This window comes from Bradyrhizobium sp. USDA 4369 (assembly GCF_054056435.1).
Genome location: NZ_JBSRYH010000001.1, coordinates 6,293,635 through 6,315,461, shown reverse-complemented (window position 1 = coordinate 6,315,461; position 21,827 = coordinate 6,293,635). Strand labels below are relative to the sequence as shown.

17 protein-coding genes are annotated in these 21,827 nt (G+C 65.6%); 7 read left to right on the top strand and 10 right to left on the bottom strand.

Going from position 1 to position 21,827, the window contains the following annotated elements:
- Positions 1-15 precede the first annotated feature (15 nt).
- From ACVIJ6_RS28670 to ACVIJ6_RS28650, 5 genes are all read right to left on the bottom strand, one after another.
- Positions 16-855: a segregation and condensation protein A gene (locus ACVIJ6_RS28670; protein WP_012044454.1), complete on the bottom strand. Its 840-nt coding sequence runs from the start codon at positions 853-855 to the stop codon at positions 16-18.
- Entirely contained in the window at positions 852-1,880 is a 1,029-nt protein-coding gene (gene nagZ, locus ACVIJ6_RS28665) for a beta-N-acetylhexosaminidase (protein ID WP_456775463.1), read from the bottom strand. Before nagZ ends, ACVIJ6_RS28670 begins: the two co-directional genes overlap by 4 nt.
- A gap of 42 nt (positions 1,881-1,922) precedes the next feature.
- Positions 1,923-3,509 (bottom strand): SPOR domain-containing protein, encoded by a 1,587-nt coding sequence (locus ACVIJ6_RS28660; RefSeq protein WP_456775462.1) that lies wholly within the window; start codon positions 3,507-3,509, stop codon positions 1,923-1,925.
- Between the two features lie 95 nt (positions 3,510-3,604).
- Positions 3,605-5,401 carry an arginine--tRNA ligase gene (argS, locus tag ACVIJ6_RS28655; RefSeq protein WP_456775461.1) on the bottom strand — a complete coding sequence of 599 codons (1,797 nt, stop codon included), beginning with the start codon at positions 5,399-5,401 and terminating at the stop codon, positions 3,605-3,607.
- 8 nt (positions 5,402-5,409) lie between these two features.
- Positions 5,410-6,576 carry a deoxyguanosinetriphosphate triphosphohydrolase gene (locus ACVIJ6_RS28650; RefSeq protein ID WP_456775460.1) on the bottom strand — a complete coding sequence of 389 codons (1,167 nt, stop codon included), beginning with the start codon at positions 6,574-6,576 and terminating at the stop codon, positions 5,410-5,412.
- Positions 6,577-6,685: 109 nt separating this feature from the next.
- Here ACVIJ6_RS28650 and erpA point away from each other — a divergent pair, with 109 nt between their 5' ends.
- Positions 6,686-7,027, top strand: a complete 342-nt coding sequence (gene erpA / locus ACVIJ6_RS28645; RefSeq protein WP_456775459.1) for an iron-sulfur cluster insertion protein ErpA — start codon at positions 6,686-6,688, stop codon at positions 7,025-7,027.
- 15 nt (positions 7,028-7,042) lie between these two features.
- On the opposite strand, the gene ACVIJ6_RS28640 is transcribed toward erpA, so the two are convergent.
- On the bottom strand, positions 7,043-9,361 hold the full coding sequence (locus tag ACVIJ6_RS28640) for an ATP-binding protein (RefSeq protein ID WP_456775458.1): 2,319 nt from the start codon (positions 9,359-9,361) through the stop codon (positions 7,043-7,045).
- A gap of 899 nt (positions 9,362-10,260) precedes the next feature.
- Between ACVIJ6_RS28640 and ACVIJ6_RS28635 the strand changes: the two genes are divergently transcribed.
- Positions 10,261-12,747, top strand: coding sequence for a penicillin-binding protein 1A (locus ACVIJ6_RS28635; protein ID WP_456775457.1), 2,487 nt, complete (start codon positions 10,261-10,263; stop codon positions 12,745-12,747).
- Between the two features lie 142 nt (positions 12,748-12,889).
- Here the strand turns inward: ACVIJ6_RS28635 and ACVIJ6_RS28630 are convergent, their stop codons facing one another.
- Positions 12,890-13,630 carry a metallophosphoesterase family protein gene (locus ACVIJ6_RS28630; RefSeq protein WP_456775456.1) on the bottom strand — a complete coding sequence of 247 codons (741 nt, stop codon included), beginning with the start codon at positions 13,628-13,630 and terminating at the stop codon, positions 12,890-12,892.
- A 252-nt stretch (positions 13,631-13,882) separates the two neighbouring features.
- Here ACVIJ6_RS28630 and ACVIJ6_RS28625 point away from each other — a divergent pair, with 252 nt between their 5' ends.
- Positions 13,883-15,193 (top strand): MFS transporter, encoded by a 1,311-nt coding sequence (locus ACVIJ6_RS28625; protein WP_456775455.1) that lies wholly within the window; start codon positions 13,883-13,885, stop codon positions 15,191-15,193.
- A gap of 27 nt (positions 15,194-15,220) precedes the next feature.
- On the opposite strand, the gene ACVIJ6_RS28620 is transcribed toward ACVIJ6_RS28625, so the two are convergent.
- On the bottom strand, positions 15,221-15,865 hold the full coding sequence (locus tag ACVIJ6_RS28620; protein WP_456775454.1) for a hypothetical protein: 645 nt from the start codon (positions 15,863-15,865) through the stop codon (positions 15,221-15,223).
- 275 nt (positions 15,866-16,140) lie between these two features.
- Here ACVIJ6_RS28620 and ACVIJ6_RS28615 point away from each other — a divergent pair, with 275 nt between their 5' ends.
- A complete protein-coding gene (locus ACVIJ6_RS28615; RefSeq protein ID WP_456775453.1) occupies positions 16,141-16,464 on the top strand; it encodes a hypothetical protein in 324 nt (107 codons plus the stop codon).
- Positions 16,465-16,489: 25 nt separating this feature from the next.
- On the opposite strand, the gene ACVIJ6_RS28610 is transcribed toward ACVIJ6_RS28615, so the two are convergent.
- The gene (locus ACVIJ6_RS28610; RefSeq protein WP_456775452.1) at positions 16,490-17,395 is read right to left on the bottom strand and encodes a LysR family transcriptional regulator; all 906 of its coding nucleotides are present in this window, start codon (positions 17,393-17,395) and stop codon (positions 16,490-16,492) included.
- 97 nt (positions 17,396-17,492) lie between these two features.
- On the opposite strand from ACVIJ6_RS28610, the gene styA reads away from it, so the two are divergent.
- On the top strand, positions 17,493-18,740 hold the full coding sequence (gene styA / locus ACVIJ6_RS28605; RefSeq protein ID WP_456775451.1) for a styrene monooxygenase subunit StyA: 1,248 nt from the start codon (positions 17,493-17,495) through the stop codon (positions 18,738-18,740).
- Positions 18,741-18,762: 22 nt separating this feature from the next.
- Positions 18,763-19,290, top strand: coding sequence for a flavin reductase family protein (locus tag ACVIJ6_RS28600; protein WP_456775450.1), 528 nt, complete (start codon positions 18,763-18,765; stop codon positions 19,288-19,290).
- A gap of 423 nt (positions 19,291-19,713) precedes the next feature.
- Here ACVIJ6_RS28600 and ACVIJ6_RS28595 read toward each other — a convergent pair whose 3' ends face one another.
- Positions 19,714-20,736, bottom strand: coding sequence for an aldo/keto reductase (locus ACVIJ6_RS28595; protein WP_456775449.1), 1,023 nt, complete (start codon positions 20,734-20,736; stop codon positions 19,714-19,716).
- A gap of 199 nt (positions 20,737-20,935) precedes the next feature.
- Here ACVIJ6_RS28595 and xth point away from each other — a divergent pair, with 199 nt between their 5' ends.
- Positions 20,936-21,727 (top strand): exodeoxyribonuclease III, encoded by a 792-nt coding sequence (gene xth / locus ACVIJ6_RS28590; RefSeq protein WP_456775448.1) that lies wholly within the window; start codon positions 20,936-20,938, stop codon positions 21,725-21,727.
- Positions 21,728-21,827 lie beyond the last annotated feature (100 nt).

The following is a 21,827-nucleotide window of genomic DNA, read 5'->3' as shown; positions in this document are numbered from 1 at the left end:
AGGTCTCCTTCTTCGTTACTCAACCGTCAAGTCCGGCGCAGCCATCGCGCCGGGCTGGTTCGGTGGACGCTTACGAAAATACAGCGGCGCGAACGCCTGCTTCTGGTTCAGCTCGAGCTTGCCTTCGCGGACCAGCTCCAGCACGGCCGCAAAGCTCGATGCGAAGACGGTGGCCTTTTGTGTGGGCTCGGCGACGTAATCCAGCAGGTAGTCGTCGAGACATCCCCAATCGTCCGACACCTCGGTCATGCCGACCAGCCGCTCGAGCGTCGCGCGCGCCTCGGCAAGCGACCAGACGGTGCGCTTGGCCATATGAACGGAGGTCACGACACGCGCCTGGCGCTGGATGGCGTAGGCCGACAGCAGATCGAACAAAGTGGCCGTGAATTTGGGACGCCGGACTTCGGCGATCTCTTCCGGATTGCCGCGCGGGAACACGTCGCGCTGAAACTGCGGACGGTTCATCAGGCGGTTGGCGGCCTCGCGGATCGCCTCCAGCCGGCGCAGCCGGTTGGCGAGCGCAGTCGCCATTTCCTCGGCGCTCGGCCCTTCCTGCGCAGGCGGCTCCGGCAGCAGCAGACGCGACTTCAGGAAGGCAAGCCACGCCGCCATCACGAGATAGTCCGCGGCGAGTTCGAGCCGGATCTTGCGCGCGGCCTCGATGAATTGGAGATACTGGTCGGCGAGCGCCAGGATCGAGATCTTGGCGAGATCCACCTTTTGCTGCCGCGCCAGCGCGAGCAGCAGGTCGAGCGGGCCTTCATAGCCCTCGACGTCGACAACCAATGCCGGCTCGGCCTCGGCCAGCTCCGTGGTGGGCCGGCCGGTTTCAAACGACAAAATTTCAGCGGTCATGCGCTCGCGGATCCCAACCGGTTGATCAGGGCGTCGAGCTCGGCGCGCGCGGCGGTCCGGTCAAAGCCCGAGGGGGTCTTGCGCGCCGCAAGCGCGCGATCGGCGCGGAGCAGAGCCTGGCCGGCCAGCTCTGGCGTCTCGGCGGCGACGGCCTGCATCTCGTCGAGCTTGCCGTTGCAATGCAGAACCATGTCGCACCCTGCCGCGACGATCGCGCGCGTGCGCTCGGCGATCGATCCGGCCAAAGCGTTCATGGAAACGTCATCACTCATCAACAAACCCTGGAACCCGATCCGCTCGCGAATCACCCGCTGGATCATTGTCGCAGAAGTCGTGGCCGGATGGGCGGCATCGATCGCGCTAAACACAACATGTGCAGTCATCGCCATCGGCAGGTCCGCGAGCGGCCGGAAGGCGGCGAAATCGGTGGCGTCGAGCTCGGCTTCCGGCGTGTCGACGGTCGGCAGCCGGAAGTGGGTGTCCGCGGTGGCGCGGCCATGGCCGGGAATGTGCTTCAGCACCGGCAGCACGCCGCCCTGCTCCAGCCCGCCCGTCACCGCCCGCGCGATCGCCGCCACCTTGGCCGGCGTCGTTCCATAGGCCCGATCGCCGATCACCGCGTCCGCGCCGGCAACCGGAACATCGGCCAGCGGCAGGCAATCCACGGTGATGCCGAGCTGCTGCAGGTCGTCGGCGATCAGGCGGGCGCTGAGCCAGGCGGCGCGCAGGCCGAGCGACGAATCAAGGTCGTAGAGGCGGTCGAATACGATGCCGGCGGGATAGACCGGCCAATGCGGCGGACCCAGCCGCTGCACCCGGCCGCCCTCTTGGTCGATCAGGACGGGGGCATCGGTCCGACCTACGCAATCGCGAAATTGTTCAACGAGTGCAGTCACTTGCGCGGGTGACTGAACATTGCGTTTGAACAGGATGAAGCCCCAGGGCTTCGCCGCGCGGATGAACGCGCGCTCGGCCTCGAAGAGATCAGGGCCGGAGATGCCGGTAATGAAAGCCCGCATGGTCATGCGGGCCGCATAGACCCCGCTTCGGGGTCGGTCAAGCAAGCCTTAATTGTTGCTAAACGGGAAACACTGTCCGCCGGCAGTTTTCAACGTTCCGCACATCTTGTTGGCCTCTTCCTTGGTCGCGAAGGGGCCGACGGCCGCACGGTACTTGACACCGCCCTTTTCACCCAGATCCGCCCGTTTGATGATCGGCTCGTATTTGCCGAGCACGGCCGAGTATTTGTCCTGCGCGGCCTTGTAGGCCCGCATCGCCTCGTCCTCGCTGGCCTGCGACGAGATCGAGACCAGGTAGCCCCCCGTGGTGCCGCCGCTCGACGGGGCCTGCTCAGTGACCGGAACAGCAGTGGCGATACGCGCCGGCGCGGGCGCCGACGGCTGCGGCGTAAGCGGCATCGGGCTGTCCCCGGTCGGCGGATTGGCCGAGGCATTGGCGTTGGCCGCGGATTTCTTGCCAGCCTTCGCTGCCTTGGCCGGGGGCGGCGTCGGCGCCGCAGCGGCCGGATCGGCTGCCGCCTGGTTGCCGCCGGTCACCGACAGCGTCTTGATCGGACGCGGATCACTGTTCGGCAGCGTCCCATTGGCGTTGGCCATTTGCGACGGCATGCCACCCGGCGCGACGCTCGACGCCGGCGGCGGCGCGCCGTTCTGGTTGAGCTGCGGGAACACGACGCGCGGATTGCCTCCGCGCGCATTCGCATTCACGTCCATCGGCGTCTCCTCGCGGGACACCAACTTCTCGCCACCATCATTGCCGAGCAGCCGATCGGGCACCTTCGGCGTCGTATCCTGCTGCGCCATGATCTTGGTCGGCGTATTGTCAGCGCGGATGATCGGCGGCTCGCCAGTCCGGGCCGACGAGATATACGTCTTGTAGCCGTAGGCGCCGCCGGTCCCGACCACGGCCAGCGTCAGCACCGCCAGAACCGTGCTCATGCCGCTGCGGCGACGGGGCCTCTCTTCTTCCTCGCCCTCATCATAGCCGTCCTGATAGCCGTATTGGCCATCCTGGAACTCGTTGTCGCCCTGAAAACCCTGCTGGTTGGCTCCCATCTGGCCGAACAGCGCATCATCGTAGCGCGATGAATCCTGATCGTTGTCGTCGAAATCCGAGCCGCGATTGTAGTCGGGATCGTTCTCGGCGAAGCGATGGCGCGACTCGCCGACGCTGTAATCAAGCTTGGACAGCTGGTCAGCGAACTCATTGTTCGGGTAGCCGGCCTGCTGCCGCTGGGCCGGCGCAGCAGCAAAATTCGGCTCGGAAAAACCGGGCTCCTGCCCGCGCTGATCCTGGAAGCCAGCCGGGAAGGCTGGGGGCTGCGGAGCCGGCGGCTCACGTCCCATGTCGGCAAACGGATTGGCCGCCGTCGGTTGCGGAGCGTTCGAGCGCTGCATCCATGTCGGAGGACCGGCCGGCGGCATGCCGGCGGCTTGATCGGGGGCAGCCGGCGCGGCCGGCCTGGCATTGGCGCGTGGAGCAGCCTGGGGCGTCGCGCGGCCCGATTGCGCAAAAGGATCGTTCTGCCCAATCAGGCGGGCGAGCTCGGCGAGCGGATCGGCATCGGCCGGCTGGTTTCCACCGCGGCCAAAACCATCAGCGGGAAAGGGTCTGTCCTGGTAACGATCAGCCATCGTGATGAAGCGTCCCTGCGGGTGAGCCGCATATGCGTCCTAAGGCGGACCCTGCCAGATTGAGGCCCCCAACTGAAGTCGCGTGTTTCCCCCAATCAGCGCATTGCGTCAGGAGCATTAACGCCCAAGATCGCTAGTCCCGACGCCAGAACCGAGACGACGCCCTGAACCATGGCCAAACGTGCCATGGTCAATTCTGCATCATCATCGATAATGAAGCGTAAATAGGGCAAATCCCGCCCCCGCGTCCAGAGGGCGTGAAATTCGCTAGCAAGATCATAGAGGTAGAAGGCCACCCTGTGCGGCTCATGGGCCAGGGCCGCGCTTTCCACCGTACGTGGGTACAGCGCCAGCCGTTTCAAGAGGTCGATCTCGGAGGGATCGGTGAGTTTTTCGAGCTTGGCCTGGCGGAGGAATGCGAGTCGCGCCCCCTCCTCCACGGGCAGGCTGGGGAAGCTGTCCCGGGCATTGCGGAAGATCGAATGCCCCCGGGCATGGCCATATTGGACATAGAAGACCGGATTGTCGCGCGACTGCTCGATGACCTTGGCGAGGTCGAAATCGAGCACGGCGTCGTTCTTGCGGTAGAGCATCATGAAACGGACCGCATCCTGCCCGACTTCATCAACAACTTCGCGCAAGGTGACGAAGTTGCCGGTGCGCTTGCCCATCTTCACCGGCTCGCCGTTGCGCAACAGCTTGACGAGCTGGACGACTTTGACGTCGAGCACCGCCTGCGCGGCGGTGACCGCTTTCACCGCGGCCTGCATGCGCTTGATGTAGCCGCCATGATCGGCGCCGAACACGTCGATCAGATCGGCGAAGCCGCGCTCGAACTTGTGCCGGTGGTTGGCGATATCCGAAGCGAAATAGGTGTAGGAGCCGTCCGACTTGATCAAAGGACGATCGACGTCGTCGCCATAGGCGGTGGCGCGAAACAGCAGCTGCTCGCGATCTTCCCAATCCTCGACCGGCGCGCCCTTCGGCGGCGGCAGCCGGCCCTCATAGACGTCGCCGCGCGCGCGCAGGAAATCGATGGTCTCGGCGACCTTGTTGGTGGCGCCTGTGATCAGCGAGCGCTCCGAGAAGAACACGTCGTGCCGGATGTTCAGCGCGGCGAGATCGTCCTTGATCTCGGCCATCATCATCGCGATCGCCTTGTCGCGCACGATCGGCAGCCACTGCGCCTCCGGCATCGCCTTCAGCCTGTCGCCATGCTCGGCCGCGAGCGTCTGCCCCACCGGCTTCAGATAGTCGCCGGGATAGAGCCCTTCCGGGATCGCGCCGATGTCCTCGCCGAGCGCCTCGCGATATCTGAGAAACGCCGAACGCGCGAGCACGTCGACCTGCGCGCCAGCGTCGTTGATGTAGTACTCGCGGGTGACATCGCGGCCGGCGAACTGCAACAGGCTGCACAGCGCGTCACCGAACACAGCGCCGCGGCAATGGCCGACATGCATCGGCCCGGTCGGATTGGCCGAGACATATTCGACATTGACCCTCGGCGCGCCCACGACCGGCGCGATGCGGCCATAGCCATCGCCGTCGCGCAGGATCGTGCCGAGCTGCCTCGCCCAGACCACCGGATGCAGGGTCAGGTTGATGAAGCCGGGGCCGGCGACATCGACCTTGGCGACAAGTTCGTCGGCCCGCAGCCGTTCGGCGATCGCCTCGGCGAGGTCGCGCGGCTTGGCCTTGGCCTCCTTGGCAAGCACCATCGCGGCATTGGTGGCCATGTCGCCATGGCTCGGATCGCGCGGCGGCTCGACGACCACGCGCGAGAAATCGATGCCCTCGGGCCAATTGCCGTCCTTGGCGAGCGCCGCGCAGATCGCATGGACGCGCGCGAGGACATCGGCAAACAAATGAAGATTGGAAGCTTGTTCGAGCATGTCGCCGCCTAACGCAAATCCGGGGTCGAGTCAAAAAGACGGTGGTGCTCGGTTAAGGCGAAACGGTCGGTCATTCCGGCGATAAAATGGCCGATCCGGCGGGCGCGGTCGCCCTCGCTGTCGCATCCCTCCAGCCAGCCCGCCGGCAGCGACGCGGGATCGGCCTGATAGCGGCCGAACAGGTCGGCCACGATTCGCTCGGCATCGCGCATCACCCGCATCACCCGCTCGTGCCGATACATGCGCTGCCAGAGAAACCGCTTGATCGTCGCCTCATGCTCGGCGACATCGGCCGGAAACGCCACCAATGGACCGGCATGTCGCCGCACGTCGTGCGGGGACATCGGCTGCGCCCGCTCGATCCGCCGCTGCGACTCGGCGGCGACCGCCGCGATCAGATAGGAGATCAGTTCGCGCACCAGCTCGGCGCCACGTCTGAGGTCGACGAGGCCAGGATAATGGCGATCGATGTCGCCGATCATGGCCTCGAGCAGCGGCACCTCGCGCAAATCGTCCACGGTGAACAGACCGGCCCGCAGGCCGTCGTCGATGTCATGGGCGTCATAGGCGATGTCGTCGGCCAGGGCGGCGATCTGGGCTTCCAGCGAGGCGTAGCTCCACAGCTCCAGGTCGAAGCGCGCATTGAACTCGGCGATCCCGCTGGGAATGGCCTCCCGCAACGGTCCGTTGTGCTTGACGATGCCCTCGAGCGATTCCCAGGTCAGGTTGAGGCCATCGAAATCCGGATAGCGCTGCTCGAAAGTGGTGACGATGCGCAGCGTCTGGGCATTGTGATCGAAGCCGCCATGAGCTTCCATGCAGCGGTTCAGCGCCCGCTCCCCGGCATGGCCGAATGGCGGGTGGCCGAGATCATGCGCCAGCGCCAGGGTCTCGGTCAGGTCCTCGTCGAGGCCGAGCTGGCGGGCGAGCGCGCGGGCGATCTGGGCGACCTCCAGGGAGTGGGTCAAACGGGTGCGGTAATGGTCGCCCTCGTGGAAGACGAACACCTGGGTCTTGTGCTTGAGCCTGCGGAAGGCGGTCGAATGGATCACCCGGTCGCAATCCCGGCGGAACGGGCTGCGGGTCCGGGACGGCGGCTCGGCGACCAGCCGACCCCGGCTGCGATCGGGATCGCAGGAATAAGATGCGCGGGGGGCAGCCATTCCGACCGACACGGGCGATTGTTCCCTTGGAGATTTGATTCCTCGACGAAGCCCACTTAACTATGGGGAGTGCCCGACACCAAATGAATAGGGCATGACGAGCTTCAGGAGACTCTTGGTGATGACCGCAACCACGACCACCCCCGTCACCATCAGCGAACGCGCCGCCCGCCGCATCGGCGAGATCCTCGGCAAGGAGACGGCAGGCGCCATGCTGCGCATTTCCGTCGAAGGCGGCGGCTGCTCCGGCTTCCAGTACAAGTTCGACATCGACCGCGCCAAGGCCGACGACGACCTCGTGATCGCGCGCGACCGCGCCGTGGTGCTGGTCGATCCGGCCTCGGTGCCGTTCCTGGCCGGATCGGAGGTCGATTTCGTCGACGACCTGATGGGTGCCTCGTTCCGGATCAACAATCCCAACGCAACCGCCTCCTGCGGCTGCGGCACCAGCTTCTCGGTCTAACCCCCCTCTCCTGCGTCAGGCCTCCGCCGCCACCGAGGCGCTGCCCTCCGACGGCGCCAGGCTCGGCGCCGCGACGGTCGGCGCCACCGGGCCAAGTGCCTTCAGCATCGCCGCGACCATCGCCGGCTTGCGCAGCGGCTTGGCGAGAAAGTCGGACATCCCCGCCTCGCGGCACTGCTTGATGTCGTCGGGGAAGGCGTTGGCGGTGAGCGCGATGATCGGCAGCTCGGCGAGCCGGCCGCCCTTGGCGCGGATCGTCCGGGTGGCGGTGATGCCGTCCATCTCCGGCATGCGGACGTCCATCAGGACCAGATCGAACTCCTGTTCACCGGCCGCCTTCACCGCCTGGAGCCCGTCCGGCACGATGCACTTCTCGACGGCAAACTCCTGCAACATCTTCGACACCACCATGCGGTTGGTGGCGTCGTCTTCCGCGATCAAGACGCGCAACGGGCGGCCGAGCGCCTCGATGCGCTCCTTCAGATCGCCGGCACCGACGCGGTCACCGCGCTGATCGGAGATCTGCTTGTCGCTCCACGGCAAGGTCAGGCTGAATCGGAACGTCGAGCCTTCGCCTTGCACCGACGATACGGCAATGCCGCCGCCCATCTGCTCGATGATGCGGCGGGAGATCGCGAGGCCAAGCCCGGTGCCGCCGAAGCGGCGGTTGATGGACGCATCCGCCTGGGCGAAATCGGTGAACAGCTTGCCGACGCGATCGGCCGGAATGCCGATGCCGGTGTCCGAGACCCGCCACTCGATCGTCGCCTTGTGATCGTCGCGGGTGCGGCAGGCCACGGCGATGGTGAGGCCGCCGCGCTCGGTGAACTTGACGGCATTGGAGGCGAGATTGATGAGCACCTGGCGAATGCGCGCGACATCGCCCTTCAGCGCCGGCGGCAATTTCGGGTCGATATCGGCGTTGACCAGCAGGCTCTTGGTCTTCGCATTGACGCCGATGATCGCCGTGACGGCCTCGACCAAAGCGGCCGGCGAAAAGTCGACCGATTCGAACTCCAGCTTGCCGGCGTTGAGCTTCGAGAGGTCGAGAATGTCGTTGAGGATGCGCTGCAGATTGTCGCCGGACTCGCGGATCGTCATGACCGCATGACGCTGCTCGGGATCGAGCTTGGTCTCCAACAGCGTCGAAGCCAGGCCCAGCACGCCATTCATCGGCGTGCGGATCTCGTGGCTCATCATCGCCAGGAATTCGGATTTCGCCCGGCTCTCGGCCTCGGCCTGCTCGGCACGCCAGCGCTCGGTGACGTCGCGACCGAAGCCGCGATAGCCTGCGAATTTTCCCTCATAGTCACGCGCCGGCCGCGCGGTCAATGCCCAGCGCCGCCGCTCGCCGCCGGCAACCACGACATGGATCAGAATCTCCGGAATCGACAGCCGCCGCGCCATGCGATCGGCAAAGGTCGCCAAGGTGGCCGTGTCGGTCGGGCACAGATATTCTAGCGTGTCGACGAGCCGCTCGCCCTTGAGCTGATCGAGCGGCAGCTGGGCCACATCGGCGAAGCGCTGCGGCGCATCGATCAGGCGGCCCTCGGCATCGGTCTGCCACAGCCAGCTCGCGGCGTTCTCCTGGAATTCCTTGAGCAGCAGCGAGATCGTCTCGTTCTGCCGCTCGTGCCGGATCTGCGCCTTCAGGTTTTCCAGAAAGACATTGCCGTGCGACACCAGGTGGCGCACCATGAAGGAGGAGTAAAGCAGCAGAAAGACCACCAGCACCAGATAGGTCGCGCCGCCACACAGCAACAACGAGCCGACCGACGCCAGCATCAGCGTCCAGGTGTAGGTCAGCCCCGCCCGCGGCACGCTCGACATCGCAAACGCGCCGCCGGAGATCATGCCTGTCATGAGCGAGCCGACGATGATCTGCAGTTCCGGCTCGATCTGCGGCATCAAAATCAGCGGCAGCGATCCCCACACTGCGGCGAGGAAGAAGGCCTGCAATGTCATGCGCCGGAGGCCGCGCTCGGACGCCTCCTTCGGCCGCGACTTGCGGGCACGCCACCAGCCGCGCAGTGCCAGGCCTCCGGCCACGGCGATCGACAGGCCCCAGGCCGTCAGAAATGCGTTGGAGATGTGGTTCCAGAACACCCCGAGAATGATTGCGGCGTTGGCGAAGTTGATGCCGATTGTCACCGGGACAAGGCTCGCCACGGCGTCGATCTGCCGCGCCCGGATGCGCCGGCGATCGCGCTCGGTCAGGGACTCGTCGTCGAGCCCTTCGATCGCACTGAAGCCGCCGATCCAGAGAAAGAAGGCGCTGAGCGGATTGCCGCCGGCAGTGCGCTTGGAGCTGGATGTGTCCCCGGGCCAATTCATGAGGGCGCAACGTTTCCTTGTGATCCCCTGCCATGCACGACCGGCTGCTTCAGCGGCGTTAATTGTTTCGCCCGTAGAATTACGGAACGGAGAGCTGTCTGGCCGGCGCTCGCTGCTGTTGTGATCTGCGAGGGCCGCCGCCTGCCGCCATCAATTCACCCAGGCGCGGGTTCGCCTTCTCGCGGCGCCAATCGCCCGAGCTGTGCGTTGCGATGTCGCCCTCTGCAAAGCAAGGGCGCGGGGAATGCCGGGCGCTGGCCGCAACCCATGGCCCGCCTGCAGTAGAAAAAGCAGGCGGCAGTCACCACAGGTCCAGCCGGTCAACCGGCATTCCCTGCACGACGGCTCGACGCCTTATACGCATTCTCCCCGGGGACCGGGCTGTCTTGCCCCCGTGACCGGCGGATCATCATCACCGCCAGCGTAGCATCAACATCGGGATGCCAGGACCATGCGATTTCGGCGTGCGCTCCGGCACGTTCGTCGGCATGACCGAAGCCACGCTGCGGGCCCCAGCGCCTGTCGCATCCCACCCCGCGTGCCGTGACGATCACGATACGCCCCTTGTGCCGAGGCAGGACTGTGACAAAGAACCATAATTTCTGTGAAAACGAAAGGCACATATTTCTCGCGACGGGTCTGGACAGAGCTGTTCACGTTGAGATTGCGCGCAAAATTCCCTTGCAGCGGCAAGCGACCGATGCGGCGATCGCTCGGGTGTAACGAAGAGATCCGAGCCTCACTTTGGCCGTTGATCACATGGTATTTGAGCACCTGGAACGGATGCTCTATGCTACTCGAGCGTCGTCCGATCGAGTCCAGCTGGACGCCGCGGCGCGAAGCGCAGCGACGACCGGGACACCGTCTGATTGGGATGCCGTGTGAGAGGGGATACGACCATGCGTGGTCTGCTGCGGTTCTTCGGCTTCTTCTTTGCCGCCGGCGCCGTGCTGTTCCTGATCGCCGGCGCCGGTGCGGCCATCCTGATCTGGCAGTTCTCGAACGACCTGCCCGACTATTCCCAGCTTCAGGACTACGAGCCCGCCGTCATGACGCGGGTGCACGCCGCGGATGGCTCGCTGCTCGGTGAATATGCCAGGGAGCGCCGGCTCTACCTGCCGATCCAGGCCGTGCCGAAGCTGGTCATCAACGCGTTCCTGTCGGCCGAGGACAAGAACTTCTACCAGCATGGCGGGCTGGATTTTTCCGGCATGGCGCGTGCGGCCGTGACCTATGTGCAGCATTTCGGCTCGGATCGCCGGCCGCAGGGCGCATCGACCATCACCCAGCAGGTCGCGAAGAACTTTCTGCTGACCAACGAAGTGTCGTTCAATCGGAAGATCAAGGAGGCCCTGCTCGCCTTGCGCATCGAGCGCGCCTATTCCAAGGACCGCATCCTCGAGCTCTATCTGAACGAGATCTATCTGGGCTCCGGCGCCTACGGCATCGCCGCCGCCGCACTGTCATATTTCGACAAATCCGTCGACGAGCTGTCGATTGCTGAGGCCTCGTACCTTGCCGCCCTGCCCAAGATGCCGGGCAGCCTGCACCCGATCCGGAATCGCGACCGCGCCATCGAGCGCCGCAACTACGTCCTCGACCGGCTGTTCGAAAACGGCTTCATCACCAGGGCCGACGCCGACAAGGCGCACCGCGAGCCGATCACGCTCAACAGTCACGCCGCCAACGCCCATACGTTTGCCGGCGAGTTCTTCGCCGAGGAGACCCGACGCGACCTGTTCGAGCGCTACGGCGAGAAGAAGCTGTATGAAGGCGGCCTGTCCGTGCACACGACGCTAGCCCCGAAGATCCAGGTGATGGCGCGCAGGACGCTGATCGCCGGACTGGTCCGCTACGACCAGGAGCAAGGCTATCGCGGGCCGGTCAACAGGCTCGACATCTCCGGAGACTGGGGCACCAGGCTCGCCGAGGTCCGATCGCTGACCGACATCTCGCCCTGGCGCATGGCCGTCGTGCTGGAGGCCTCGGACCTGGCCGCGCGCATCGGCTTCCAGCCGCCGCGCGAATTCGGCGCGGTCAGCAAGGAGCGTCAAACCGGGCTGGTCCCGCTCGACGGCGTCAGATGGGCCAGGCCCGTCGCCGGTCCCGCGCGTGGAAAAGCTCCCACCACCGTCTCACAGGTCCTGCAGCCCGGCGACGTGATCTATGTCGATCCGCTGTTCAAGGAGGGCAAGGCGGTCGACGGCCAGTATCGCCTGGAGCAACTGCCCGAAGTGTCCGGCGGGCTGGTCGCGATGGAGCCCAACACCGGCCGGGTGGTCGCGATGGTCGGCGGCTTCTCCTATGACCAGAGCCAGTTCAACCGCGCCTCGCAGGCCTACCGGCAGCCCGGCTCGACCTTCAAGCCGATCGTCTACTCGGCCGCGCTCGACAATGGCTATACGCCGTCGAGCATGATCGTCGACGCGCCGCTCGAGATCGAACAGGGCCAGGGCAGCGAAGTCTGGCGCCCGGAGGATTTCACCAGCGGCAAATATCTCGGACCGACAACCTTGCGCAATGCGCTGCGCCTGTCGCTGAACACTGTCACCGTTCGGCTCGCGCAGGACGTCGGTATGCCAATGATCTCGGAATATGCGAAGCGCTTCGGGATCTACGACGACGTCCCGAACTATCTGTCCTACTCGCTCGGCACCGGCGAGACCACGGTGATACGGATGGTGACGGCCTATGCGATGATCGCCAATGGCGGCCGTCGCGTGAAGCCGACCTTGATCGACCGCATCCAGGATCGCTACGGCCACACCATCTTCCGCCATGACAGCCGCGAATGTCGCGGGTGTGAAGCGCCCGAAGGCTGGCACAACCAGCCCGAGCCGCAGCTCGTGGACCACCGCGAGCAGGTCCTCGACAGCCTGACCGCCTACCAGATCACCGAGCTGATGGAAGGCGTGGTGCAGGGCGGCACCGCGGTCGCGCTCAAGGAGGTCGGCAAGCCGATCGCCGGCAAGACCGGCACCACCAACGAGGCCAAGGACGTTTGGTTCGTCGGCTTCTCGCCGGATCTCGTCGTCGGTCTCTACATCGGCTACGACAAGCCGCGCAGCCTCGGACGAACGGCGCAGGCGGCTCGCATCGCGGCCCCCGTGGCGCGCGACTTCATGAAGCTCGCGCTCGCCGACAAGCCGGCGACGCCGTTCAAGATGCCGGCCGGTATCAAGCTGGTCCGCGTCGACGCCAAGACCGGCATGCGCGCCGCCCCCGGACAGACCAGCGGCGTGATCCTAGAACCGTTCAAGCCGGGCACGGCGCCACCGGACGGCTATTCGGCGCTGGGCGATGCCGATCCGAACCGGCTTCCCGGTCTCCCCGGCAGCGCACCAGATGCCGGCGCGTTGATGCAGAGCACTGGCGGACTTTACTGATAGCAAGCGACACGTGGCTCGGTCTTGCCGGGCTCGGCTGCAAACGGCCGAGCCTTTGCGGTGTTTCCCCTCTTTGCCGCACAACGCTCGGTCCACGCTCATGTTGCGCCGTGATGAATGCGGCGCGCGCGGCGTATGGCGATCAGAGCACGGCACCGGAGGCGTAGGCGCTGGCCCAGTGCGGGAAGCCGTTCTCCACGGCGCGCGCCGCCGCGCGATCCCAATCATAGGTCAGCGCCAGCAGCTCCGCCTGCCAATGGCCGCGCCGCTCGGTCAGGACGGCGTAACGGGCATGCGGCGAGCGATATTCGAGCTGCGCGGCGATCGGAATGTCGCCGAACACAGGGCAGCCGACACTGCCGGGATTGACGATCAGCGGGCCGCGGAGCACCTGCACGACGGCCTGCCGGTGACTATGGCCGCACAGGACAAGCCCGGCGCCGCCGATATTGGCGAGGCGCGACGTCAGCACGTCGCGACGGGCCGGGACATAACGGCCGTCGTCCAGCATCTCCTCCAGCAGACAAGCACTGTCGTCGTCGGGCGTGCCGTGAACGGCGAGAATGCCCTGCTCCAGCGCAATCCGCGCAGGCAGGCCATGCAGCTGGAGGCGCTGGCCGGCCGTCAGCGCTGCCCGCGAAAACCTGCCGGCCGGCGAGAGCTTCTCCTCGGGCCATTCCTGGATCCAGCGATCATGATTTCCCCGCACCGTCGGCAGCGCCAGCTGCTCCAGCAATGCGAAGGTCTCGCGCGGCCACAACGGACCGGTCACGCAGTCGCCGAGATTGATCGTGGCGTCGACGCCGCGCCTCTCGATGTCCGCAAGCACCGCCTCCAGCGCGGGCAGATTGCCATGCACGTCGGATATCACGGCCAGTCGCATCGGTCCTCTCCTTTACACCGCCCGGCGGGAGCTATCACTTCGAATCCCTGGTGTCGCATTCGATCCGCGCCGGGGCCCGGACAAATCCCGACCGAAGCGATCCTGTCGTTCGTTCGCACGCACCGAACGCCATTGTTCAGGACCTGCGACGCATGGTAATTCGGTATTCGGGGATTCTCGAGACATGTGCCGCATTCGCGATCGCCCTCGATCGGGGCAGCCTGTTTGCGCACAGCAGGGGAGCATGGGGCGTTGACGACAGCAGCAGCAGTCAATCTGGGGCAAGGCCAAGCACACGGTCCTTCCGTCTCCCGCGTCGTGTGGGCGAGCGTGCTCGGAACCGCGATCGAATGGTACGACTTCCTGATCTACGCCACTGCGGCCGCCCTGGTCTTCAACAAATTGTTCTTTCCCGCTTTCGATCCCATCGTCGGCACCATGGCTGCGTTCAGCACCTACGCCGTCGGGTTCGTTGCCCGTCCGATCGGCGGCGCCATCATCGCTCACTTCGGCGATCGCATCGGCCGCAAGGCGATGCTCGTGACCACCATGATCATGATGGGAGTCGGCACGTTCGCGATCGGCTGCCTGCCGACCTATGACCAGATCGGCGTCTGGGCTCCGGTGCTGCTGATCCTGTTGCGCTTCATCCAGGGCGTCGGGATCGGCGGCGAATGGAGCGGCGCCGTGACCATGGTCATCGAGCACGCCGGCCGTCGGCGCGGCCTGTATGGCAGCCTCGTACAGATCGGCTTCCCGGCCGGGGTCGCCGCATCCACCGGCATCTTCGCATTGATGGTCCAATTGCCCGAGGCCAGCTTCCTGAGCTGGGGCTGGCGCGTGCCGTTCCTTGCCAGCCTCGTGCTGGTTCTCGTCGGCCTGTTTGCGCGCTATCGCCTGACCGAGACGCCGGAATTCCACCAGGTGCTGGACCGCAAGGACGTGCTGCGGCAACCGACGCTGGAGGTCATCCGGCGCAGCCGCCGGGAGCTGCTGCTGGCGATCGGCATCACGGTGTCCGAGGTCGGCTTGGCCTATCTTCTGACCGTGTTCGTCATCACCTATGCGACCACGATGCTCGGTTTGTCGCGGCAGGTCATTCTGAATGCCGTGGTCTATGCGTCCTTGTTCGAATTCCTGACGCTTCCCCTCGCCGGCTGGGCGTCGGACCGGTGGGGACGGAAACCGTTGTACATGATCGGTGCGCTCGCCTCGATCGTGCTGGCGTTTCCGCTGTTCTGGCTGCTCGACACCCGGAGCCCGGTGATCATCACGGCCACGCTGATCGTGACGATGACCCTGACGCATGCGCTGTTGTTCGGGCCGAAGGCCGCCTTTCTGCCGGAACTGTTTGGCACCCGCATGCGATACAGCGGCGCCTCGCTCGGCGCCAACATCGCTGCTGCGTTGAGCGGCGGCTTCACGCCCCTGATCGCGACCGCCCTGCTGGTCTGGGCCGGCGCGTCCTGGGCGATCTCGCTCTATTTGATCGGGCTGTCCCTGCTGACCGTGATCGCTGTGCTTGCGGCTCCCGAAACGGCGCGTCTCCCGTTGAAGTATTGATCCTGCGGGGAGACGCCGCGGGCGCGGTCAAGCCGGCCGCAGCGAAGACACGGCCGCGTAGCGCAGCAGCAGCCGGTGGGTCGGATAAAAGATCACGAGCGGCAATCCGGCCAGCAGCATCGCAAACCAGGCCGGTCCCGGCATGAAGCTCTGTGCAACCGCGTCGCTCAATCCGTAGACATAGTTGATGTTGACCGGCAGGTCGCTGGTCGCGGGCGGCGGCGGCATCAGGAAATAGCACACCGACAGGAGCCCCCAGGCCGCGACGGTCCACACCGCAAAGGCGCGACGGTCATAGCCGAGCCGCCACACCAGCCAGGCCAGCACGAAGGGCAGCCAGAAATGGAAGAACGACAGGCTGCGGGTGAACAGTGGCAGCTTGGCGTCGAACATATAGGCCGTCATGCCGGTCAACGGCACGCCGGCAGCGGTGCCGAGGAAGTCGACCACCCACAGCGCCTGCGGCAGGAGAATGCCGACCGCCGGTGCCGATGCGAGCAATGGGCTCTCCAGCCAGACCGCAGCCAGCGTGGTCAACAGCGCGACATCGCAGAAATAGAGGAAATTGGTCGGGCCGTAGGCCATGAGATAGGTCGGCACCAGCACCGCGCAGAAGGCGGTGTAAGCGAGCTTGAACCACAGCGGAATGCCTGGCTTTGCGGCCGTCTCCATCGATCCCCTTCCCCTGCAATATGACTTTATTGGCAATCGCGCGGAGATTGTCGGGGTACCGGCCGGCACGTCAATCACGGCGTCGGCGATCTTCGCGCTCAGCGTTAATGAGAGTTTGACCGAAGCATCGCGGGCGCGGTTGAAGATGGGGCGCGCGACCGGCTGCGGCGGACGCTCTGCCCGCCCTCCCCTCCATGTCCTACCAAGTTGAAACACTTGCGCAGCCGTGCCAGACTGGCGGCACGCGTTCATCTGCAACGCGTGGAGACGGAAGCATGGTGGGCGTGTCTACTGGCCCCGCTATCGCCTGGGTGACACTGTTCGGCGTCTTCATGCTGATCGTGCTGAGCGCCGGCGTCTATTGGCTGTTCAACAAACAGGTCAGGTTGAGAGAGATCGCGATCCTGCGCGAGAAACTCGGCCGCTTGACGACGATGGATCCTGAATATGGCGCTGTGAGAGCGCTGTACACGTCGATGGTGATCGACGCGCAGCGGTGGCACTTCTTCCATTCCGACACAGCCGCGGCAGATCACGGCGGCGGTCACCATGCCGGCGGCGATGATGCCGGCGCGGTTGGCGGTGCCGACCACGGATGATGTGTCGTTCGTCCCTCCGAGTTGCTCACTGCGGCGTATTGATCGCGAACACATCTGCGCGTTCGATGATCAGGTCGCGGAACAACCGGGCGCGGTGCGACATCCATTGCGGATCGGGATAGACCACGTGCAGCGGCAGCGACGGGACATCGTAGTCGGGCAGCAGATGAATCAGCCGGCCCGACGCAATGTGTTGAACAGCGCACCAGTCAGGCAGCACGGCGGCGCCGAGGCCCTCCAGCGCGGCCAGCGTCATGATGTCGGCGTCGTCGCAGGTGAGCGACGGCGTGATGCCGACGACGTGGCGGCCGGTCTCGGACTCGAAGCTCCATTCGTTCTTCGGCGACAGCCGCGAATAGGTCACGCAAGGCAGCTGGCGCAGATCGTTGGGCAGCCGCGGCGGCCGGTGCCGCGTGAGCAGCGCGGGCGCCGCGACCAAGAGCCGCTTGACGGTGCCGACGCGGCGCGCCACCAGCGAGCTCGAGCTGAGCACGCCGATGCGGATGGCGAGTTCTGTGCCGGTCTCGACGAGGTCGACGAACTGCTCGGTGAAGCGGATGTCGAGCCGCACCTCGGGATAGCGCCGGCCATATTCGGCAAAGATGTCGCCGAAGAAATAGCGGCCGAACGAGGTCGGCACCGTCATGCGCAGAGTGCCGGAGGGCGCGCCGACCCGCTTCGGCGACGGCACGCCGGCGCTCTCGAACAAGGTGACGATGTCCTTGGCGAGCTTCAGTACCCGATCAGCCTCCGCGGTCGGACGCAGCTTGCGCGTGGTACGGACGAACAGGCGGCAGCCGAACTGCTCCTCCAGAAGCGCGATGCGCTTGGTGATGGCAGGCTGTCCCAGGCCGAGATCGGCCGCGGCCTGGGTGAAGCTGCCGGCCTCCATGACCCGGATGAAGGTCTGCAGCGCGTCGATCCGGTCCATCCATTCCTCCCCGGAATGAGTTTTATTCTTGTCATTCCGTATACGTAATCGGGAGGACTGGTCTAGCCTCTCAAAAAAATCAAACGGAGGGAGACCCATGGAGAAGTCGATTGGCATCGTCGGCGCCGGCATCGGCGGCCTGCATCTGGCGCTGTATCTGCAGCAGCACGGCATTCAGGCGACCGTCCTGACGGACCGGGCGCCCGAGCAATATGCTGCAACGCGGCTAATGAACACGGTGGCGCATCACGGCGTCACGGTGGCGCGCGAGAACGAGCTCGGGGTGAACCACTGGGACGATCCCGACGTGGTCTATCATCACCACGATCATTTCTTCAATTTCCCGGGCAGTCCCCTGCTCTTCCGCGGCGCCTTCAAGCAGCCGAGCCGCGCGGTCGACTACCGGATCTATTTGCCGGCGCTGATGAAGGATTTCGAGGATCGCGGCGGCACGATCGAATATGCCAGCATTCAGGACGACGACATTCCGGCGCTGGTGGCGCGCTTCGATCTGCTGGTGGTGTCGACGGGCAAGGGCGCGCTCGGGCGGATGTTCAGCCACCGGCCGGAGCTGTCGCCCTACAACCAGCCGCAGCGCCTGCTTTGCGTCGGCCTCTATGACGGCGTCGATCACGGCAGCCCTGATGGCGACGATCCGCGCGGCGTGACGCTGTCAGTCTCGCCCGGGCATGGCGAGATGATCGTGATCCCGACATTGACGTTCGGCGGCATGAAGACGGCGCTGCTGATGGAAAACATTCCCGGCGGTGACATGGCCGAGCTGGTGTCGCTCAACTACGATGCCGATCCCGCCGCGTTCCGGCAGACGATGCTCGACAAGCTCGAGACGCACCATCCGCACACCTACAACCGCATCGACACGCACCGCTTCGATCTGCAGCCGCTGGACCTGCTGCAGGGCGCCGTGGTGCCCACGGTGCGGCGCTCCTCGGTCAGCTTCGACGACGGCAAGATCGCCATCGCGTTGGGCGACGTGCACTCGGTGGTCGATCCGATGATGGGCCAGGGCGCCAACATGGCTTCCTATGCCGCGTTCGAGCTCGGCAAGGCGATCATCGACGCCGTGGCGTTCGACGACCGCTTCGTCGAGACCGTCGATCGCGCCCGCGAGAACCGCGTGCTCGCCGCCGCGCGCTGGACCAATCTGATGCTGCAGCCGCCCTCGGAGGCGATGGGCCGGCTGATCTTCACGATGGCGCAGAACCGTGCGCTGTGCGACGAGTTCACCGACAATTTCAACTATCCGGAACGGCAATGGGACCGGCTGGCGAGCGACCGGCGCATTCGCGCCTGGATCGACGAGCGAACGCAGCTGGCGGCGTGAAGTGGATGGCGGAGAGCGATCGATGAGCGTTCATCCGGATGCGGCGAGCTTCCGCGCCGCGGCGTCGCGCTTCTCCACCGGCGTGACCGTTGTCACCAGCCGCGGTGACGACGGAGCCGCGGCCGGCATGACGGCCAACAGCTTCACCACGGTGTCGATGCAGCCGCCGACGGTGCTGGTCTCGCTGAAGCGCGGCCGGACCTGGCAGGCGGTGAGCGAGACCCGCCGCTATGCGGTCAACGTGCTCGCCGCCGATGACGTCGCGATCGGCCGGCATTTCGCCGGGACGCCGCTCGCACAGGGCACGCCGGCCTTGGACGAACACGATGGTTTCTTGCTGCTGCCGCAGGCCATCGCACAGTTCGGCTGCGAGGTGGTGAACGCGGTCGAGATCGCCGACCACACCCTGTTCATCGGCGAAGTGCGCTGGTGCCGTCATCGCGACGGCCTGCCGCTGGCGTTCTACGCCAGCCGCTTCCGCAACGGGCTCGGCGCGGAGATCGAGCCCAGCGACGCGCTGGCCTATCCGGCGGAGGGATGGAGCATTTGATCGCGCGGGTGGCCAGTGTTCTTCAAGCCGCTTACCCCTCATGGTGAGGAGGCGCACAGCGCCGTCTCGAACCATGAGGCCGCAGTGTTGGCCTCGCCCTTCGAGACGCCCGCCTGCGGCGGGATCCTCAGGGTGAGGAGCGAGAGGTTCTCTCTTCAGCGAAAACCTGATGCGGTTCGCCGGGACGACTTAGTGAGCCAAACATCGTCACATTGAAGACTGCGGGTCCGGCACAGTCGTGAGGCTCAACCGCCGATCAGTCCGGGGTCGATGCCCCCCGTTGTGGCGGCTCCAGAATGACCGAAGCGCGGCCACGTGACGATCGAATACCAATGTTATCGCCCGCTCCCGCTCGCCGTCAAATGGATCGGTCACGCCCGCGCGGCGCCGCCACCGCGGTTCCACAAACATGGAACGGAGCGGCTAACGGCGCTCGTTCAGCATCGGGAAGCCGCGCTGATGCCAGACCGGATAGGCGGCGGGGATGTCGCTTGCGGCATCGAGCGTGGCCACCTGCTCGGCCGTGAGGCTCCAACCGACCGTGCCGATATTCTCGATCAGCTGGCTCTCGTTGCGGGCACCGACGATGATGGTGGCGACTGTCGGGCGCTGCAGCAACCAGTTCAGCGCCACCTGCGGAATGGTCTTGCCGGTCTCCTTGGCGACGTGATCGAGCGCATCGACGACGCGATAGAGCCGCTCCTCCTCGAAATGCGGCCCGGTACCGGCGATGTCATGGGCGCGGGTGCCAGGCTTGGCCGGCTGTCCCCGGCGGATCTTGCCGGTCAGCTTGCCCCAACCGAGCGGACTCCAGATCACGGCGCCGACGCCCTGGTCGAGGCCGAGCGGCATCAGCTCCCATTCATAGTCGCGGTTCAGCAGCGAGTAATAGGCCTGGTGCGCGACATAGCGCGGAGTGCCATAGCGGTCGGCGGCGGCGAGCGACTTCATCAGGTGCCAGCCGGAGAAGTTCGAGCAGCCGATGTAGCGGATCTTGCCGGCGCGCACGAGCTGGTCGAGCGTCGCCAAGGTCTCCTCGACCGGCGTGTTGTCGTCCTGGCCATGCAACTGGAACAGGTCGATGTGATCGACCCCGAGCCGCTGCAGCGAACCGTCGATCGCCTCGATCAGATGCTGGCGTGACGAGCCATAATCGTTCGGACCATTGCCCCTCGGGAACGTGGCCTTGGTCGAGATCAGCAGGCGGTTGCGCTTGCCTTTGATGGCCTGGCCGAGAATGCTCTCGGCGAGACCATCCGAATAGACATCGGCGCTGTCGAACATCGCCAGGCCGTGATCGAGGCAGACGTCGATCAGCCGCGCGGCGCCCTCGGCATCGGTGCCGCCCCAGGCCTTGAAGAAATCGTTGCTGCCGCCGAAGGTCGCGGTGCCGAAGCTGAGCGCCGGCACGCGCAGGCCGGAATGACCGAGACGTCGATGGTCCATCTTCTTCTCCCTTGCCGCGGTCGCCCGGACCGGCTTCGCTGTGGCGAGATGGATACGCCCGCCCGCCGCCGCCGACCATGGGGCGCCGTGCATGGCATTGTTGCGCTTGTCTGTGGTTCGCCCGCGCATCCGCCTTGACCGGGGCTGCCGTGGCTTGATCTAACCGGGCCGTCTCTCCTGAAGGTCTCTGGAACCCGCCATGCGCATCGCCACCTGGAACGTCAATTCGGTCCGGCAACGGATCGAGCACCTCGTGACCTGGCTCAAGGAGTGCTCGCCCGACATCGTCTGCCTGCAGGAGATCAAATGCACGGACGACGCGTTCCCGCGGCTGGAGATCGAGGCGCTGGGCTACAATGTCGTCACCCACGGCCAGAAGACCTTCAACGGCGTCGCGCTGCTGTCGAAGCTGCCGTTCGACGAGACCAGGTCCGGGCTCGACGGCGATGCCGAGGACGTGCATGCGAGGTTCCTCGAAGGCGTGGTCAGCCTCAAGAGCGGCGTGGTGCGCATCGCCTGCCTCTATCTGCCCAACGGCAATCCGCCGAACACCGAGAAATATCCCTACAAGCTCAAGTGGATGTCGCGGCTTCGTGACTATGCGCGTGAACGGCTGAAGACCGAGGAGCCGCTGATCCTCGCAGGCGACTTCAACGTGATCCCGGCGGCCGCTGATGTCTCCAATCCCGAGGCCTGGGTCGAGGACGCGCTGTTCCGGCCGGAGACGCGCGAGAGCTTCCAGTCGCTGCTGGGCTTGGGGCTCACCGACGCGCTGCGCGCGGTCACCGATGCGCCGGGGCAGTACACGTTCTGGGACTATCAGGCCGGGGCCTGGCAGAAGAACGCAGGGATTCGAATCGATCACCTGTTGTTGTCGCCGCAGGCCAGCGACCGGCTGGTCGAGGTCGGCATCGACAGCTATGTCAGGGCCTGGGAGAAGCCGTCGGATCACGTGCCGGTATGGGCCGATTTCGATCTCGAGACGGCGTGAGAGATCAAGGACGGTTCCCGTGACGCGTGTCACACGGCGGCGATTGTTTCCGCTCGCGCTGCTGCCTGTGTTCGTGCGGCCGGCGCGCGCGGCCGACCTG

Bases quoted from the DNA above. Each gene is read 5' to 3' on its own strand.
- ACVIJ6_RS28670 (WP_012044454.1), bottom strand. From the start codon at position 855: ATGACCGCTGAAATTTTGTCGTTTGAAACCGGCCGGCCCACCACGGAG.
- nagZ (WP_456775463.1), bottom strand. From the start codon at position 1,880: ATGACCATGCGGGCTTTCATTACCGGCATCTCCGGCCCTGATCTCTTC.
- ACVIJ6_RS28660 (WP_456775462.1), bottom strand. From the start codon at position 3,509: ATGGCTGATCGTTACCAGGACAGACCCTTTCCCGCTGATGGTTTTGGC.
- argS (WP_456775461.1), bottom strand. From the start codon at position 5,401: ATGCTCGAACAAGCTTCCAATCTTCATTTGTTTGCCGATGTCCTCGCG.
- erpA (WP_456775459.1), top strand. From the start codon at position 6,686: ATGACCGCAACCACGACCACCCCCGTCACCATCAGCGAACGCGCCGCC.
- ACVIJ6_RS28640 (WP_456775458.1), bottom strand. From the start codon at position 9,361: ATGAATTGGCCCGGGGACACATCCAGCTCCAAGCGCACTGCCGGCGGC.
- ACVIJ6_RS28635 (WP_456775457.1), top strand. From the start codon at position 10,261: ATGCGTGGTCTGCTGCGGTTCTTCGGCTTCTTCTTTGCCGCCGGCGCC.
- ACVIJ6_RS28630 (WP_456775456.1), bottom strand. From the start codon at position 13,630: ATGCGACTGGCCGTGATATCCGACGTGCATGGCAATCTGCCCGCGCTG.
- ACVIJ6_RS28620 (WP_456775454.1), bottom strand. From the start codon at position 15,865: ATGGAGACGGCCGCAAAGCCAGGCATTCCGCTGTGGTTCAAGCTCGCT.
- ACVIJ6_RS28615 (WP_456775453.1), top strand. From the start codon at position 16,141: ATGGTGGGCGTGTCTACTGGCCCCGCTATCGCCTGGGTGACACTGTTC.
- ACVIJ6_RS28610 (WP_456775452.1), bottom strand. From the start codon at position 17,395: ATGGACCGGATCGACGCGCTGCAGACCTTCATCCGGGTCATGGAGGCC.
- styA (WP_456775451.1), top strand. From the start codon at position 17,493: ATGGAGAAGTCGATTGGCATCGTCGGCGCCGGCATCGGCGGCCTGCAT.
- ACVIJ6_RS28600 (WP_456775450.1), top strand. From the start codon at position 18,763: ATGAGCGTTCATCCGGATGCGGCGAGCTTCCGCGCCGCGGCGTCGCGC.
- ACVIJ6_RS28595 (WP_456775449.1), bottom strand. From the start codon at position 20,736: ATGGACCATCGACGTCTCGGTCATTCCGGCCTGCGCGTGCCGGCGCTC.
- xth (WP_456775448.1), top strand. From the start codon at position 20,936: ATGCGCATCGCCACCTGGAACGTCAATTCGGTCCGGCAACGGATCGAG.